We start from the raw sequence: 15,053 nt of genomic DNA, 5'->3' as shown, positions 1-15,053 counted from the left end.
AGACCTTCCGGCCGCCAGGCCAGGAGGCGGCGCTTCGAACGAGGGGACACCGTGGACGTGAGCGGCGGGAGCGGGCAGCCGCGTTCCGGCAACGACGAGCCGACCGAGCCCGCCACGGGCCCCGCGGCCCCGTCGCCCCACGACAGCACCGCCCGCCCGCTGAACCCCCCGCGGCCTTCCGCCGCGCACCAGGCCCCGGACCCGCGGGACCCGGACCACGACGGCAGCGCTCCCGGACGCGGCGACGGCACCCGGCCCGACGGCCCCCACCCCACCGCGCACGGCACTCCTCCCGACACCCACCCCGACCGCGCCCTGGCGGCCTCCGGCCACGGCCACGGTCAGCCGCCCCCGCCCCCGCCGCGACGGCCCCGGGGCCCCGGCGGCGGACTGCTCATGGGCCGCCCCTTCGGTGTGCCCGTGTACGTCGCGCCCAGCTGGTTCCTGGTCGCCGCCCTGATCACCTGGGTCTTCGGCGGCCAGCTCGACCGCGTCCTGCCCGAGCTGGGGGCCGCCCGCTACCTGGTCTCCCTCTTCTTCGCGGTCGCCTTCTACGGCTCCGTACTCGTCCACGAGCTGGCCCACACCGTGGCCGCCCTGCGCTTCAAGCTCCCGGTGCGCCGCATCCAGCTCCAGTTCCTGGGCGGGGTCTCCGAGATCGAGAAGGAGGCCGAGACCCCCGGCCGCGAGTTCGTCCTCGCCTTCGTCGGTCCGCTGCTCTCCCTGGTCCTGTCCGGCGTCTTCTACCTCGCCCTCCAGCCCGTCGAACGCGGCACGGTCCCCGGGGTCCTGCTGGCCTCCCTGATGATCTCCAACCTCATCGTCGCCGCGTTCAACCTGCTGCCCGGCCTGCCCCTGGACGGCGGCCGCATGCTGCGCGCCGTCGTCTGGAAGATCACCGGCCGCCCCATGAGCGGCACCGTCGCCGCGGCCTGGGTCGGCCGCGCCCTCGCCGTCTCCGTCCTCATCGGCCTGCCGCTGCTCAGTCAGTCCGGAGCGCTCGGCAGCACCGCCGAGGACAGCGCCGGCATGAGCACCGTCACCGACGCCCTGCTCGCCGCGATCGTCGCCGCGATCATCTGGACCGGTGCCGGAAACAGCCTGCGCATGGCCCGGCTGCGCGAACACCTGCCCGAACTGCGCGCCCGCACCCTCACCCGCCGCGCCGTCCCGGTGGAGACCACCACCTCCCTCGCCGAGGCCCTGCGCCGGGCCAACGCCGCCGGGGCCCGTGCCCTGGTGGTCGTCGACGGCCACGGCGAGCCCCTCTCCCTGGTGCGCGAGTCCGCCATCGCGGGCGTGCCCGAACACCGCCGCCCCTGGGTGGCGGCCAGCGCACTCGCCCAGGACCTCACCGAGGGCATGCGGGTCTCCGCCGAGCTGGCCGGAGAGGACCTCCTGGACGTTCTGCGCGCCACACCCGCCACCGAGTACCTCGTCGTGGAGGACACCGGCGAGATCTACGGCGTGCTGTCCGCCGCCGACGTCGAGCGCGCCTTCGTGAAGGCCATGGCCCGGCCCAGCTGAGCACCGCTTCCCCGAAGCGGTGGTCGGCGGCCCTCCCGGGGGCCGGTAGGCTGGTCACATGTCCGAACCGACCGGTGCCGCCCGCCGCCGCGGGCCCTTCAAGGTCGGGGACCAGGTACAGCTGACCGACCCCAAGGGCCGCCACTACACGTTCACGCTCGAGGCCGGGAAGAACTTCCACACCCACAAGGGTTCCTTCCCGCACGACGAACTGATCGGCGCACCCGAGGGCAGCGTTGTCCGCACCACCGGCAACGTGGCCTACCTCGCGCTGCGTCCCCTGCTCCCCGACTACGTCCTGTCCATGCCCCGAGGGGCGGCCGTCGTCTACCCCAAGGACGCGGGACAGATCCTCGCCTTCGCCGACATCTTCCCCGGCGCCCGCGTCGTCGAGGCCGGCGTCGGCTCCGGCTCGCTCAGCAGCTTCCTGCTGCGCGCCATCGGCGACCAGGGCATGCTGCACAGCTACGAGCGCCGCGCCGACTTCGCCGAGATCGCCCAGGCCAACGTCGAGCGCTACTTCGGCGGCCCGCACCCCGCCTGGCAGCTCACCGTCGGCGACCTCCAGGACAACCTGTCCGACACCGACGTCGACCGCGTCATCCTCGACATGCTCGCCCCCTGGGAATGCCTGGAGGCCGTCTCCAAGGCACTCGTCCCCGGCGGCATCCTGTGCTGCTACGTCGCCACCACCACCCAGCTCGCGCGGACCGTCGAGTCCATCCGCGAGATCGGCTGCTTCAACGAGCCGACCGCCTGGGAGACGATGATCCGCAACTGGCACATCGAGGGCCTGGCCGTCCGGCCCGACCACCGCATGATCGGTCACACCGGGTTCCTGCTCACCGCCCGCCGCCTCGCCGACGGCGTCGAGCCGCCCATGCGCCGCCGCCGCCCCGCCAAGGGCGCCTACGGCGAGGACTACGAGGGCCCCAACGCCGACGGAGGCACCGGCCGCTGACCCGGCCCGGGCCCACCCGCAACGAACAGGCGCCCTGGCTCAGTTCCCGGCCCCGGCCGGGAACTGAGCCAGGGCGCTCACACGTTGGGCGCCCACCCGAAACACGCGGTCAGCGGCCCGGGTGAGTACCCACCCCACCGTTCCCCCGCACTGTGACGTGTGGCACGATGCTGGCCACCCCACCGGCACAGCCCTCACGGGAGACACTCCTAGTGCAGCACTCCGCCGTCCCGGACCTGGCACACACCCGCACCCGCCCCATCCACTGGGTCGCCACCGCCGCGGCCGTCGCCGGCGTGGTCGCCCTCTCCTCGGCCCTCCAGCCGGGCTCCGCCACCGCCGCCCAGCACACCGGCCCCGGCCCCCGGACCCAGAGCGCCCCCCTGACCACCGCGCCCCCCACCACCGGCGTGACCTTCCCGATCCAGTGCGGGCCGCTGAAGGCGGTGGTCGCCAAGAAGGCCGCCGGAGACCTCGACCACGACGGCCGCCCCGAGACCGTCGCCGTCGTGCACTGCGACGCCTCCATGGGCACCCCGCCCGACGCCGTCTACGTCCTCACCCGCGCCGAAGGCACCCCCGCCCCCCGCGTCGTGGCCACCCTCGTCGACCCCAAGGACCGGTACACCGTCACGGACTTCGCCGTACGCGCGGGAGAGGTCAGCGCGACCCTGCTCGGCTACTCCTCGACCGACGTGCCCAATTGCTGCCCCGACCTCAAGGACAGCGCGAAGTGGCGGTGGGAGAACGGCGCGTTCGTGCGCTCCGGGCCGGACCGGACCCGCAGCGTCTGAGGGGGGCGGCGCCCGGCCCGGCGTCCGAGCGGGCGGCGCCCGGCCCGCGACCGCCGGGCCGCCGACCGCCGCCGGTGTGAGGAATCAGACAGCGGCCACGGCACGGAACCAGCCGGCGACCACGCCGGGGAGCGGGACGGCGACCACGAACGGCGACCGCGGCGTCACTCGGCGTCCGGTCCGTACACCTCGACCCTGTCCGAAACCCGGCGCACATGGATGCACTCGCCGGGACACTCCTTCGCCGAGTCCACCACGTCCGTGAGAAGCGGCAGCGGCACGGGCGTTGCCGCTCCGGGGGCCTGGAGCAGCTCGTCCTGCGGGCCCTTCACGTAGGCCAGACCGTCGATGTCCAGCTCGAAGACCTCCGGCGCGTACTGCGCGCAGATGCCGTCACCGGTGCACAGGTCCTGGTCGATCCAGACCTCCAGTTCCTCGCCGCCGTCCGCGGTCCGCTGCTGCACGCTCATCTCTCCTGCCGTTTCACGTCGGACCGGGCGGGAATCAGGCCAGCTCCGACGGGTGTTGAACGTCTCGACCCTACCTCCGTCGGCTTTCCAATCTTGTTCGGTGGGTATTCCCCTGGCGTGAGGGAGAGCGCAAGGGTGAAGATCGGACACACCCCGACAGTCTTTGTGATCTAGGGGTTTCAATCGACACCCACCCAGGTAGGGTCTGGAAGCGTCCAGCTCCCCTTGGAGGAGGTGAGGACCGTGGCAGCCCACGACGACGACATGAACCGCGGCATCCGCCCGGGACGAGGGTCCGACGACCCGGCCGGGCAGATCGCCTACCTTGAGCAGGAGATCGCCGTCCTGCGACGCAAGCTCGCCGACTCTCCGCGGCACACGAGGATTCTCGAAGAGCGGATCGTCGAGCTGCAGACCAATCTGGCCGGCGTGTCCGCGCAGAACGAACGGCTCGCGAACACGCTCCGCGAGGCCCGCGACCAGATCGTGGCCCTCAAGGAAGAGGTCGACCGGCTCGCCCAGCCGCCCGCCGGCTTCGGCGTCTTCCTGCAGTCCAACGAGGACGGCACCGCAGACATCTTCACCGGCGGCCGCAAGCTGCGGGTGAACGTCAGCCCCAGCGTCGACCTCGACGACCTGCGGCGCGGCCAGGAAGTGATGCTCAACGAAGCACTCAACGTGGTCGACGCCATGGAGTTCGAGCGCGTCGGCGACATCGTCACCCTCAAGGAGATCCTCGAGGACGGCGAGCGCGCCCTCGTCCTCGGGCACACCGACGAGGAACGGGTGGTGCGGCTCGCCGAGCCGCTGCTGGACGTCACCATCCGTCCCGGCGACGCCCTGCTGCTCGAACCCAGGTCCGGCTACGTCTACGAGGTCGTGCCCAAGAGCGAGGTCGAGGAACTCGTCCTCGAAGAGGTCCCCGACATCGGCTACGAGCAGATCGGCGGCCTCGGCAACCAGATCGAGATGATCCGCGACGCGGTCGAGCTGCCCTACCTGTACCCGGACCTGTTCAAGGAGCACGAACTGCGCCCGCCCAAGGGTGTGCTGCTCTACGGGCCGCCCGGATGCGGCAAGACGCTCATCGCCAAGGCCGTCGCCAACTCGCTGGCCAAGAAGGTCGCCGAGGTCACCGGCCAGGCCGCGGGCAAGAGCTTCTTCCTCAACATCAAGGGCCCGGAGCTGCTGAACAAGTACGTCGGCGAGACCGAGCGGCAGATCCGCCTGGTCTTCCAGCGCGCCCGGGAGAAGGCCAGCGAGGGCACCCCCGTCATCGTCTTCTTCGACGAGATGGAGTCCCTCTTCCGCACCCGCGGCTCCGGTGTCAGCTCGGACGTGGAGAACACCATCGTCCCGCAGCTGCTCGCGGAGATCGACGGTGTGGAAGGCCTGCAGAACGTGGTGGTGATCGGCGCCTCGAACCGCGAGGACATGATCGACCCCGCCATCCTGCGGCCCGGCCGGCTCGACGTGAAGATCAAGATCGAGCGTCCCGACGCCGAGGCGGCCAAGGACATCTTCGCGAAGTACCTCACCGAGCGCCTCCCGCTGCACGGCGACGACCTCTCGGAGCACGGCGGCGACAAGGGCGCCACGGTCGGAGCCATGATCCAGACCGCGGTCGAGCAGATGTACGCCGAATCCGAGGAGAACCGCTTCCTGGAGGTCACCTACGCCAATGGTGACAAGGAAGTCCTCTACTTCAAGGACTTCAATTCCGGCGCCATGATCGAGAACATCGTGGGCCGCGCCAAGAAAATGGCGATCAAGGACTTCCTGGAGAAGAACCAGAAGGGTCTCCGCGTCTCCCACCTGCTCCAGGCGTGCGTGGACGAGTTCAAGGAGAACGAGGACCTGCCGAACACCACCAACCCGGACGACTGGGCCCGGATCTCCGGAAAGAAGGGCGAGCGGATCGTGTACATCCGCACCTTGATCACCGGAAAGCAGGGCGCGGACACCGGACGCTCCATCGACACGGTGGCGAACACCGGTCAGTACCTGTAAAAGCAGGGCGGCTGCGGGTGCCCTCACCGGGTACCCGCAGCCGACTGCTTTCCGGGGTCACCGCATGGAGCAGCCAATGACGCAAATGATCTCCCCACCAGCGCAAAGGCGTTCTAGGCTCTTTCGTACCGCCGGGTCGCGCAGTGCGGGGACGGGCACCGCACAGGCACCCGAGCACCAGCGGTACTTGAGCGCCGCCCTCGACCGAGGGCGCCGCCGGGCAAGGAGGGCCGCATGACCGTACGGCGAGTGATGGGCATCGAGACGGAGTACGGGATCTCCGTCCCCGGTCACCCCAACGCCAATGCCATGCTCACCTCGTCCCAGATCGTCAACGCCTACGCGGCGGCGATGCACCGGGCCCGCCGGGCCCGCTGGGACTTCGAGGAGGAGAACCCGCTGCGGGACGCCCGCGGCTTCGACCTCGCCCGCGAGGCCGCCGACTCCACCCAGCTCACCGACGAGGACATCGGCCTGGCCAACGTGATCCTCACCAACGGGGCACGGCTCTACGTCGACCACGCCCACCCCGAGTACAGCGCCCCCGAGGTCACCAACCCGCGCGACGCCGTTCTGTGGGACAAGGCGGGCGAACGGATCATGGCCGAGGCTGCCGAGCGGGCCGCCCAGCTGCCCGGGGCCCAGCCGATCCACCTCTACAAGAACAACACCGACAACAAGGGTGCCTCCTACGGCACGCACGAGAACTACCTGATGCGGCGGGAAACCGCTTTCTCCGACATCGTGCGCCACCTCACGCCCTTCTTCGTCTCCCGTCAGGTGGTCACCGGCGCCGGCCGTGTCGGCATCGGCCAGGACGGCCACGAGCACGGTTTCCAGCTCAGTCAGCGCGCGGACTACTTCGAGGTCGAGGTGGGCCTGGAGACGACGCTGAAGCGGCCGATCATCAACACCCGCGACGAACCGCACGCCGACGCCGAGAAGTACCGCCGGCTGCACGTGATCATCGGCGACGCCAACCTCTCCGAGATCTCCACCTACCTCAAGCTGGGCACGACCTCCCTGGTCCTGTCGATGATCGAGGACGGCTTCATCGCCGTCGACCTGGCCGTCGACCAGCCCGTCCGCACCCTGCACCAGGTCTCGCACGACCCGTCACTCAAACGGCTCATCACCCTGCGCAGCGGCCGGACACTCACCGCGGTGCAGCTCCAGATGGAGTACTTCGAGCTGTCGCGCAAGTACGTCGAGGAACGCTTCGGCGCCGACGCCGACGAGCAGACGAAGGACGTCCTGGCCCGCTGGGAGGACACCCTCAACCGGCTGGAGAACGACCCGATGAGCCTGGCCGGCGAGCTGGACTGGGTCGCCAAGCGGGAGCTGATGGAGGGCTACCGGCGCCGCGACGGCCTCGACTGGGACGCCGCCCGCCTGCACCTCGTGGACCTCCAGTACGCCGACGTACGCCCCGAGAAGGGTCTGTACAACCGTCTGGTGGCCCGCGGGCGGATGAAGCGGCTGCTGGACGAGTCCGAGGTGGACCGGGCCCGCAGGAAGCCGCCGGAGGACACCCGCGCGTACTTCCGCGGCCGCTGCCTGGAGCAGTACGCCGACGACGTCGCCGCGGCCTCCTGGGACTCGGTCATCTTCGACCTGCCCGGCCGCGACTCCCTGCAGCGCGTCCCAACCCTGGAACCGCTTCGCGGAACGCGTAATCACGTCAAGGAGCTGCTGGACCGCTGCCGCACGGCCGAGGACCTGGTCAGGGTCCTGTCCGGCGGCTGAGCGGGTACCCGGTCCGGGCGGCGGGGGCAGGGTGGAAATGCCCCCGCCCGGGAATCATCGAGGTGGCCCCCGGACGTTGCGGAAACTGCGGGGCCGATGTCGGACCCGGCTTGTAGGGTCTGATCATCACCGATCGGCGGTAATGCCGACCATGTCGGGCGAACTGAGCGGGGTGAGGGTCATGGCAACGAAGGACACCGGTGGCGGCCAGCAGAAGGCCACGCGCGCGACCGAGGAGGTCGAGGAGCAGGCGCAGGACGCGCAGGCCGCCGAAGACCTCAAGGAACGCCACGAGAAGCTGAGCGACGACGTGGACGACGTCCTCGACGAGATCGACGATGTGCTCGAGTCCAACGCCGAGGATTTCGTGAGGTCATTCGTTCAAAAGGGCGGGCAGTAGGCCGCCGTTCCCTTCGTTCCCAAGGGGCGCGGGGCTTAGGGGTGGGCCGATCAGGGGTGGTGAAGCGCTGTGCGCGGTCGGGGTACCGGTCCGCGCACGGCTTTCGCGCCCCGGCGGCCGGCCCGGGCTCCGTCGGCGCCGCCCGGGGCCGGGCGGGCCGGCGCCCGCCGGTCGGGTGCGCGAGGGGCCCCGCGAAGCCGCGGGACGAGGCGCCGGGCGCCGCTCGCGCCGGTGCCCGCCGGCTTCGCCGGAGCATGTGGATCACTGCCATGGGACGGGTAGGGTCCGTGGCGTACTGTGCTTCAGCTGCAACGCCGCACTGGGGCAGTTCAAGGATCGGCCCGATGTCATGAGGCGGGCTGCTGCTTATGTGGAAGGAATCGCGTGGAAGCCAACACTCGTAGCACCGGGCGTCTACCAGCTGCCTTCCTGACGCCTGGGTCCTCGTCCTTCATGGACTTCCTCTCCGAGCACCAGCCCGAGCTGCTGCCCGGCAAGCGGCAGCTGCCGCCCGCGCAGGGGGTGCTGGAGGCGCCGCACGGCACGACGATCGTGGCCGTGACCTTCCCGGGGGGCGTCGTGCTGGCCGGTGACCGGCGGGCGACGATGGGCAACGTCATCGCGCAGCGGGACATCGAGAAGGTGTTCCCCGCGGACGAGTACTCGGCCGTGGGCATCGCCGGCACCGCCGGCCTGGCCGTGGAGATGGTCAAGCTGTTCCAGCTGGAGCTGGAGCACTTCGAGAAGGTCGAGGGCGCGCAGCTGTCGCTGGAGGGCAAGGCGAACCGGCTGTCGACCATGATCCGTTCCAACCTCGGCATGGCGATGCAGGGTCTGGCCGTGGTGCCGCTCTTCGCGGGGTACGACGTGGACCGCGACAAGGGCCGCATCTTCTCCTACGACGTGACCGGCGGCCGCAGCGAGGAGCACGGCTACGCGGCGACGGGCTCCGGTTCGGTCTTCGCGCGCGGTGCCATGAAGAAGCTCTTCCGCGCCGACCTGACCGAGGCCGAGGCGACCACACTGGTGGTGCAGGCTCTGTACGACGCGGCAGACGACGACTCGGCGACCGGTGGTCCCGACGTCGCCCGCCGGATCTATCCGATCGTCACCGTGATCACCGATGACGGCTTCCGCCGGCTCACCGACGACGAGTCCTCCGAGATCGCCCGCTCGGTGCTGCAGCGGCGGCTGGAGCAGCCGGACGGTCCGAGGGCCGCGCTGCTGTAGCGGCGGCCGGTTCTTGCCCAGGGTGATCGAGTGACCTCTACAGAAAGGGACGGATAACCGGTGTCGACGCCGTTCTATGTCTCACCTCAGCAGGCGATGGCCGACCGGGCGGAGTACGCCCGCAAGGGCATCGCCCGTGGCCGCAGCCTGGTGGTGCTGCAGTACGCCGACGGAATCGTGTTCGTCGGTGAGAATCCGTCCCGCGCGCTGCACAAGTTCAGCGAGATCTACGACCGGATCGGGTTCGCCGCGGCCGGCAAGTACAACGAGTACGAGAACCTGCGCATCGGCGGCGTCCGCTACGCCGACCTGCGCGGTTACACCTACGACCGGGACGATGTGACCGCGCGCGGCCTGGCCAACGTCTACGCGCAGACGCTGGGCACCATCTTCTCCAGTGCGGCCGAGAAGCCGTACGAGGTGGAGCTGGTGGTCGCGGAGGTGGGGGAGACCCCCGAGGGCGACCAGATCTACCGGCTGCCGCACGACGGGTCGATCGTGGACGAGCACGGCTCGGTCGCGGTCGGTGGCAACGCGGAGCAGATCAGCGGCTATCTGGACCAGCGCCACCGGGACGGGATGACGCTGGCCGAGGCGCTGAAGCTGGCGGTGCAGGCGCTGTCCCGGGACACCAACGGCAGCGAGCGGGAGATCCCCGCCGAGCGCCTGGAGGTGGCGGTGCTGGACCGCACGCGGCCGCAGCAGCGCAAGTTCAAGCGGATCGTGGGGCCGCAGCTGGCCCGGCTGCTGCAGGGCGGCAGCACCGACATCTCCAAGGACGACGACGAGCCGGAGGAGTCCTCCGGGTCCGACGAGACCGGGAAGTAGCCCACCGCGGGTGTTCCGGGTGCCCCGGCCGGCGTCTCCTCGACGTCACGGCCGGGGCACCGGCGTCTCAGGAGGCCCGTGGCGCGGCCGTGGAGCCCCGGACCACCAGCTCCACCGGGATGTCGCCGCCGTCCGGCACACGGCCCTCCAGGACGGCCAGGAGGGCGTGCATGCCGCGTTCGCCGAAGAGTTCCGCGTCCAGGCGCACGGTGGTCAGCTCCGGATCGATGGCGGTGGCCAGGGCGAGGTCGTCGAGGCCGGTGACGGAGAGGTCGTCGGGGACGCGCAGCCCGAGCCGGCGCAGCCCCTTGTAGGCGCCCGCGGCCAGCTTGTCGTCGTCGCAGACCAGGGCGGTGGGCCGGGGGCCGGGCGCGCCGAGCGCGGCTTCGGTGGCGGCGCGGGCGTCCTCGATGGAGATCGGGGCGCGGGCGGTGCGCAGGGTGGTGCCGGGGACGGCGCCCAGCCGCGCGGCCAGTTCCCGGGCCCGTGCCTCGAAGGTCCAGGAGGGCACGTCGGCGGCGAGGTGGAGGAAGCGCCGGTGGCCGAGACCGAGCAGGTGGTCGGCGACCTGGCGCACGCCGTCGGTGATGTCGAGGTTGACCGTGGCGGCGCCGAGACTGCCCGCGGGGTCGCTGTCGAGCATGACGAGCGGGAGCTGGTCGCCGCGGATGGCGGTGAGGGCGTCGGCGGCCATGGAGGAGGCGAGGACGCCGTCGAGGGCGGCCTGGGCGGAGGCGAAGGGGTTCCTGGCGGGGCCGACGCCCTCGGGGGAGGGGTACAGGACGACGCCGAAGCCGTGGTCGGCGGCCACCCGGGCGGCGCCGGTGTAGACGCCGGCGAAGAACTCGGTGGTCAGAGCGGGGACGACGAGCAGGACGGTGCGGGTGTGGCCGAGGCGCAGGTTGCGGGCGGCCAGATTGGGGCGGTAGCCGAGGTCGCGGGCGGCCTGCCGGACGCGCTGGGCGGTCGTCTCGGCGACCCGGCCGCGCCACTTGTCGCCGAGGACGAGGGAGACGGCGGCCTGCGAGACGCCGGCGGCCTGGGCGACGTCGCGGCTGGTGGGCCGGGTGCTTCCTCGTGCCACCGTGGTGCTGCCCCTCTTCTTCCGGCCGTGGGGTCCCGCGGCCGTTCGCGGTCGTCTGGACTGGTGAACAGCGCACATGGTACGTATGGCCACGGACGTTATACGTAACACTCAAGCTGTACTCATGCCTGGAGGGCGCGCGATGGCCGCGGGATTCGCCGGATACCTGGAGATACTCAGGGCGCGGCACGCCGCCCGGCTGCTGGCGGGCACGCTCGTGGGCCGGCTGCCGAACGCGACCGCGGCGATCGCGATCGTGCTGTTCGTCCGCGCCGAGGGCGGCACGTACAGCCTCGCCGGCGTGCTGGCGGCGGTGTACGGGGTCGCCAACGCGGTGGGCCAGCCGGTGCTCGGGCGCCTGGTGGACCTGTACGGGCAGCCGCGCGTCCAGCTGCCCGCGGCGCTGGCGGCCGCCCTGGCGATGACCCTGTTCGCCTTCACCGGCACCGAGCCGCCGGTGCTCGCCTGGGCGGCGGTGGCCGCGGCCGGGCTCTGCACGCCGCCGCTGGAGGGCGGTCTGCGCGCCCTGTGGCCCGCGGTCCTGCGCGGGCAGGAGCGGGTGCACACGGCGTACGCGATGGACGCGGTGGCCCAGGAAGTCATGTTCACCGTCGGACCGTTGCTGGTGACGCTGTGCGTGTCGCTGTGGTCGGCCCGGGCCGCCCTGGTGGTGCTGAACGCCGTCGGGGTGCTGGGCGCGCTGTCGGTGGTCGTCTCGCCGCCGTCCCGGGCGTGGCGTTCGGCGCCGCGCGAGGCGCACTGGCTGGGGGCCCTGCGCTCGCCGGGTCTGCTGGCCCTGCTGGGGGCGTTCCTGTTCGTCGGGGTCGCGCTGGGGTCCATCACCGTCGCGGCGGTCTCCTACGCGGACGGTCACGGCGGTGACGCGGTGTACGGCTGGCTGATGGCGGCGCTGGGGCTGGGGGCGCTGGTCGGCGGGGCCGTCTACGGGGCGCGGCAGTGGCCGGGTGCGCCGGAGCGGCGACTGCGGGTGCTGGTGGCGCTTCTGGCGGTGTGTTACCTGCCGCTGACGCTGATGCCGGGGGTGGTGGCCATGGTGCTGCTGACGGCGGTGTCCGGGGTGTTCCTGGCGCCGTGCATCGCCTGCGCGTTCATCATCGTGGACCGGCACGCGCCGAGCGGGACGGTGACGGAGGCGTTCTCCTGGCTGGTGACGATGTTCACGGTGGGCGCGTCGGTGGGTACGGGGGTCGCGGGCCCGGTGGTCGAGGCGGGCGGCGCGCTGTGGGGTTTCGCGGTGCCGGCCGTGGCCGGGGCGGTGTCGCTGCTGGTGCTGCTGGCCACCGGATCGGTCCTCGCAGCTCCCGCCGGGCGGGCGGTCGTTGCGGCTTCATCGGAAAATGATCCAAATCGTGCTGTCGAACCCCGTTTCAGCTCGGGGGATCGGGCGTAATGTTCAGTCATGGACCGCCGCATTTTCGGGCTGGAGAACGAGTACGGCGTCACGTGCACGTTCAGGGGACAGCGCCGCCTGTCGCCTGACGAGGTGGCGCGGTACCTCTTCCGCCGTGTCGTGTCATGGGGCCGCAGCAGCAATGTGTTTCTGCGAAACGGCGCCCGGCTCTATCTCGACGTGGGGTCACATCCGGAATACGCGACACCCGAGTGTGACAATGTGACCGAACTGGTCACCCACGACAAGGCCGGCGAGCGCATTCTCGAGGGACTCCTGGTAGACGCGGAACGACGCCTGCACGAGGAGGGAATCGCGGGCGACGTCTACCTCTTCAAGAACAACACGGACTCGGCGGGCAACTCCTACGGCTGTCACGAGAACTATCTGGTGGCGCGGCACGGGGAGTTCTCACGGCTCGCGGACATCCTCATTCCGTTCCTGGTCACCCGGCAGCTGCTGTGCGGCGCGGGAAAGGTCCTGCAGACGCCGCGCGGGGCCGTGTACTGCGTGAGCCAGCGGGCCGAGCACATCTGGGAGGGCGTCTCCTCGGCGACGACCCGCTCCCGGCCGATCATCAACACGCGCGACGAGCCGCACGCGGACGCGGAGCGCTACCGCCGGCTGCACGTCATCGTGGGCGACTCGAACATGTCCGAGACGACGATGCTGCTGAAGGTCGGCGCCACCGACCTCGTGCTGCGCATGATCGAGGCGGGCACGGTGATGCGGGACCTGACCCTGGAGAACCCGATCCGGGCGATCCGCGAGGTCAGCCACGACATCACGGGCCGCCGCAAGGTGCGCCTGGCCAGCGGCCGGGAGGCGTCCGCGCTGGAGGTGCAGCGCGAGTACTACGAGAAGGCCGTGGACTTCTGCGAGCGCCGAGGCATCCGCACCGGCACCGTGGAGCAGGTGCTGGAGCTGTGGGGCCGCACGCTGGACGCGATCGAGAGCGAGGATCTCGACCGGATCGGCACCGAGATCGACTGGGTGATGAAGTACAAGCTCATCGAGCGGTACCGGGCCAAGCACAACATGACCATGTCGCATCCGCGGGTCGCCCAGATAGACCTCGCGTACCACGACATCCACCGCCGCCGCGGTCTGTACTACCTGCTGGAGAAGAAGGGCCAAGCCACCCGGATCTGCAACGACTTGAAGATCTTCGAGGGCAAGTCGGTGCCGCCGCAGACCACTCGGGCGCGGCTGCGCGGCGACTTCATCCGGCGGGCGCAGGAACAGCGCCGTGACTTCACGGTCGACTGGGTGCACCTGAAGCTCAACGACCAGGCGCAGCGCACGGTGTTGTGCAAGGACCCGTTCCGTTCGGTGGACGACAGGGTGGAGAAGCTGATCGCCGGAATGTGATCCGCGCAGGGAGCGGGGGCGCGTTCCACGCGATTCCCCGTTCCACGGTTCGCCCGCGCGGGGGTGACCCCGCCGGAACGCCACACGGGCGCCGTACGTTTCACGTGCGGCGCCCTTCTCGCCCCGTAGAGTTGCGCGCACGCCATCCACAAGATCGACCGATTACGAGGCCCACCGTGCGCCGACGCTCTCTGCTCCTTTCCGCCCCCGCGGGACTGGTCACCCTGGCCGCCTGCGGCAACGACAAGTCCGGCTCGGGCAGTGCCGGTGACACCTCCTCGAAGTCTCCGTCGCCCACCGCCCCGGCGACGTCCGCTGCGCCGCCGCCGAAGATCGTCTCCGGGCCGCTGCCGGCGATCACGGCGGGGACGAAGTTCGGTGAGAAGCCGACCGTCGCCAAGGGCACCGGCACGCCGTCCAAGGACCTGGCGGTGAAGACCGTCATCGCCGGCGGCGGCCGCACGGTGGCGGAGAACGACTACGTCCAGGCCCACTACCTCGGTCAGGTCTGGGACACGGCGAAGGTCTTCGACAACTCCTACGACCGCAAGACGCCCCTGCTCATCCAGCTCGCCCAGGGCACGATCATCGACGGCTGGCGCTATGCGCTGGCCGGGAAGAAGGTCGGCAGCAGGGTGCAGTTCTCGGTGCCCCCCACCTGGGGCTACGGCACGCAGGGCAACGCGCAGGCGGGCATCAAGGGCACCGACACGCTGGTCTTCGTGGTCGATGTGCAGGACGCCTTCAACTCCAAGAGTTCGGCCAAGGGCAAGACGGCCGGACAGAACGACGCGAACCTGCCGAAGGTGGGCACCAACACCGACGGTGCGGCCCCCTCCGTCGACGTCCCGAAGACGGCGGCGCCCAAGAAGCTGGTCGCGGAGTACGTCATCGAGGGCGACGGCCCGGCGGTCAAGGCGGAGAGCACCGTGCTGGTGCAGTACAAGGGCGTGCTGTGGGACGGCGGCAAGGAGTTCGACTCGACGTACAAGAGGAACCAGCTGACGTCGTTCTCGCTGCAGCAGGTCGTCAAGGGCTGGGCGCAGGGGCTGACCGGCAAGAAGGTCGGCAGCCGCGTCCTGATCGTCATCCCGCCCTCCCTGGGCTACGGCGACAACCCGCCGCCGGACAGCGGCATCAAGAAGGACTCCACGCTGGTGTTCTCCGTGGACATCCTGGCCGCGATGTGAGCCGCCCGGGATGTAAGACTGTGGATGTTGC

Annotated in this window: 13 protein-coding genes and 1 pseudogene; 12 read left to right on the top strand and 2 right to left on the bottom strand. The window is 70.7% G+C overall.

What is annotated here, in order from left to right:
* The first annotated feature begins 51 nt into the window (after nucleotides 1-51).
* From ABZ719_RS15370 to ABZ719_RS15360, 3 genes are all read left to right on the top strand, one after another.
* Nucleotides 52-1,527 carry a site-2 protease family protein gene (locus ABZ719_RS15370; protein WP_366725670.1) on the top strand — a complete coding sequence of 492 codons (1,476 nt, stop codon included), beginning with the start codon at nucleotides 52-54 and terminating at the stop codon, nucleotides 1,525-1,527.
* Nucleotides 1,528-1,585: 58 nt separating this feature from the next.
* Nucleotides 1,586-2,488 (top strand): tRNA (adenine-N1)-methyltransferase, encoded by a 903-nt coding sequence (locus ABZ719_RS15365; RefSeq protein ID WP_030179604.1) that lies wholly within the window; start codon nucleotides 1,586-1,588, stop codon nucleotides 2,486-2,488.
* A gap of 212 nt (nucleotides 2,489-2,700) precedes the next feature.
* On the top strand, nucleotides 2,701-3,282 hold the full coding sequence (locus tag ABZ719_RS15360) for a hypothetical protein (protein ID WP_366725669.1): 582 nt from the start codon (nucleotides 2,701-2,703) through the stop codon (nucleotides 3,280-3,282).
* 164 nt (nucleotides 3,283-3,446) lie between these two features.
* On the opposite strand, the gene ABZ719_RS15355 is transcribed toward ABZ719_RS15360, so the two are convergent.
* A complete protein-coding gene (locus ABZ719_RS15355; RefSeq protein WP_366725668.1) occupies nucleotides 3,447-3,752 on the bottom strand; it encodes a ferredoxin in 306 nt (101 codons plus the stop codon).
* Between the two features lie 243 nt (nucleotides 3,753-3,995).
* On the opposite strand from ABZ719_RS15355, the gene arc reads away from it, so the two are divergent.
* From arc to prcA, 6 genes and pseudogenes are all read left to right on the top strand, one after another.
* Entirely contained in the window at nucleotides 3,996-5,762 is a 1,767-nt protein-coding gene (arc, locus tag ABZ719_RS15350; protein WP_366725667.1) for a proteasome ATPase, read from the top strand.
* Nucleotides 5,763-5,996: 234 nt separating this feature from the next.
* Nucleotides 5,997-7,508 (top strand): depupylase/deamidase Dop, encoded by a 1,512-nt coding sequence (gene dop / locus ABZ719_RS15345; RefSeq protein ID WP_366725666.1) that lies wholly within the window; start codon nucleotides 5,997-5,999, stop codon nucleotides 7,506-7,508.
* Between the two features lie 181 nt (nucleotides 7,509-7,689).
* Nucleotides 7,690-7,908 (top strand): ubiquitin-like protein Pup, encoded by a 219-nt coding sequence (locus tag ABZ719_RS15340; RefSeq protein WP_037859605.1) that lies wholly within the window; start codon nucleotides 7,690-7,692, stop codon nucleotides 7,906-7,908.
* Between the two features lie 253 nt (nucleotides 7,909-8,161).
* Nucleotides 8,162-8,341: pseudogene (locus ABZ719_RS15335) on the top strand (endonuclease domain-containing protein); the annotation flags it as partial.
* Nucleotides 8,293-9,138, top strand: a complete 846-nt coding sequence (gene prcB / locus ABZ719_RS15330; protein WP_366725665.1) for a proteasome subunit beta — start codon at nucleotides 8,293-8,295, stop codon at nucleotides 9,136-9,138. The pseudogene ABZ719_RS15335 and the gene prcB, both read left to right, overlap by 49 nt.
* Nucleotides 9,139-9,198: 60 nt before the next feature.
* Nucleotides 9,199-9,966 carry a proteasome subunit alpha gene (prcA, locus tag ABZ719_RS15325; protein WP_366725664.1) on the top strand — a complete coding sequence of 256 codons (768 nt, stop codon included), beginning with the start codon at nucleotides 9,199-9,201 and terminating at the stop codon, nucleotides 9,964-9,966.
* A gap of 67 nt (nucleotides 9,967-10,033) precedes the next feature.
* On the opposite strand, the gene ABZ719_RS15320 is transcribed toward prcA, so the two are convergent.
* Nucleotides 10,034-11,050, bottom strand: a complete 1,017-nt coding sequence (locus ABZ719_RS15320) for a LacI family DNA-binding transcriptional regulator (protein ID WP_366725663.1) — start codon at nucleotides 11,048-11,050, stop codon at nucleotides 10,034-10,036.
* A gap of 142 nt (nucleotides 11,051-11,192) precedes the next feature.
* On the opposite strand from ABZ719_RS15320, the gene ABZ719_RS15315 reads away from it, so the two are divergent.
* The 3 genes from ABZ719_RS15315 (at nucleotide 11,193) to ABZ719_RS15305 (ending at nucleotide 15,022) form a co-directional block, all read left to right on the top strand.
* Nucleotides 11,193-12,461 (top strand): MFS transporter, encoded by a 1,269-nt coding sequence (locus ABZ719_RS15315; RefSeq protein ID WP_366725764.1) that lies wholly within the window; start codon nucleotides 11,193-11,195, stop codon nucleotides 12,459-12,461.
* Between the two features lie 9 nt (nucleotides 12,462-12,470).
* Nucleotides 12,471-13,832 (top strand): Pup--protein ligase, encoded by a 1,362-nt coding sequence (pafA, locus tag ABZ719_RS15310; RefSeq protein ID WP_037859616.1) that lies wholly within the window; start codon nucleotides 12,471-12,473, stop codon nucleotides 13,830-13,832.
* 176 nt (nucleotides 13,833-14,008) lie between these two features.
* The gene (locus ABZ719_RS15305; RefSeq protein WP_366725662.1) at nucleotides 14,009-15,022 is read left to right on the top strand and encodes an FKBP-type peptidyl-prolyl cis-trans isomerase; all 1,014 of its coding nucleotides are present in this window, start codon (nucleotides 14,009-14,011) and stop codon (nucleotides 15,020-15,022) included.
* Nucleotides 15,023-15,053: the final 31 nt, after the last annotated feature.

This window comes from Streptomyces sp. NPDC006743 (assembly GCF_040703815.1).
In the GTDB taxonomy this organism is placed as follows: Bacteria; Actinomycetota; Actinomycetes; order Streptomycetales; family Streptomycetaceae; genus Streptomyces.
This window is presented reverse-complemented; position numbering and strand designations above follow the sequence as displayed.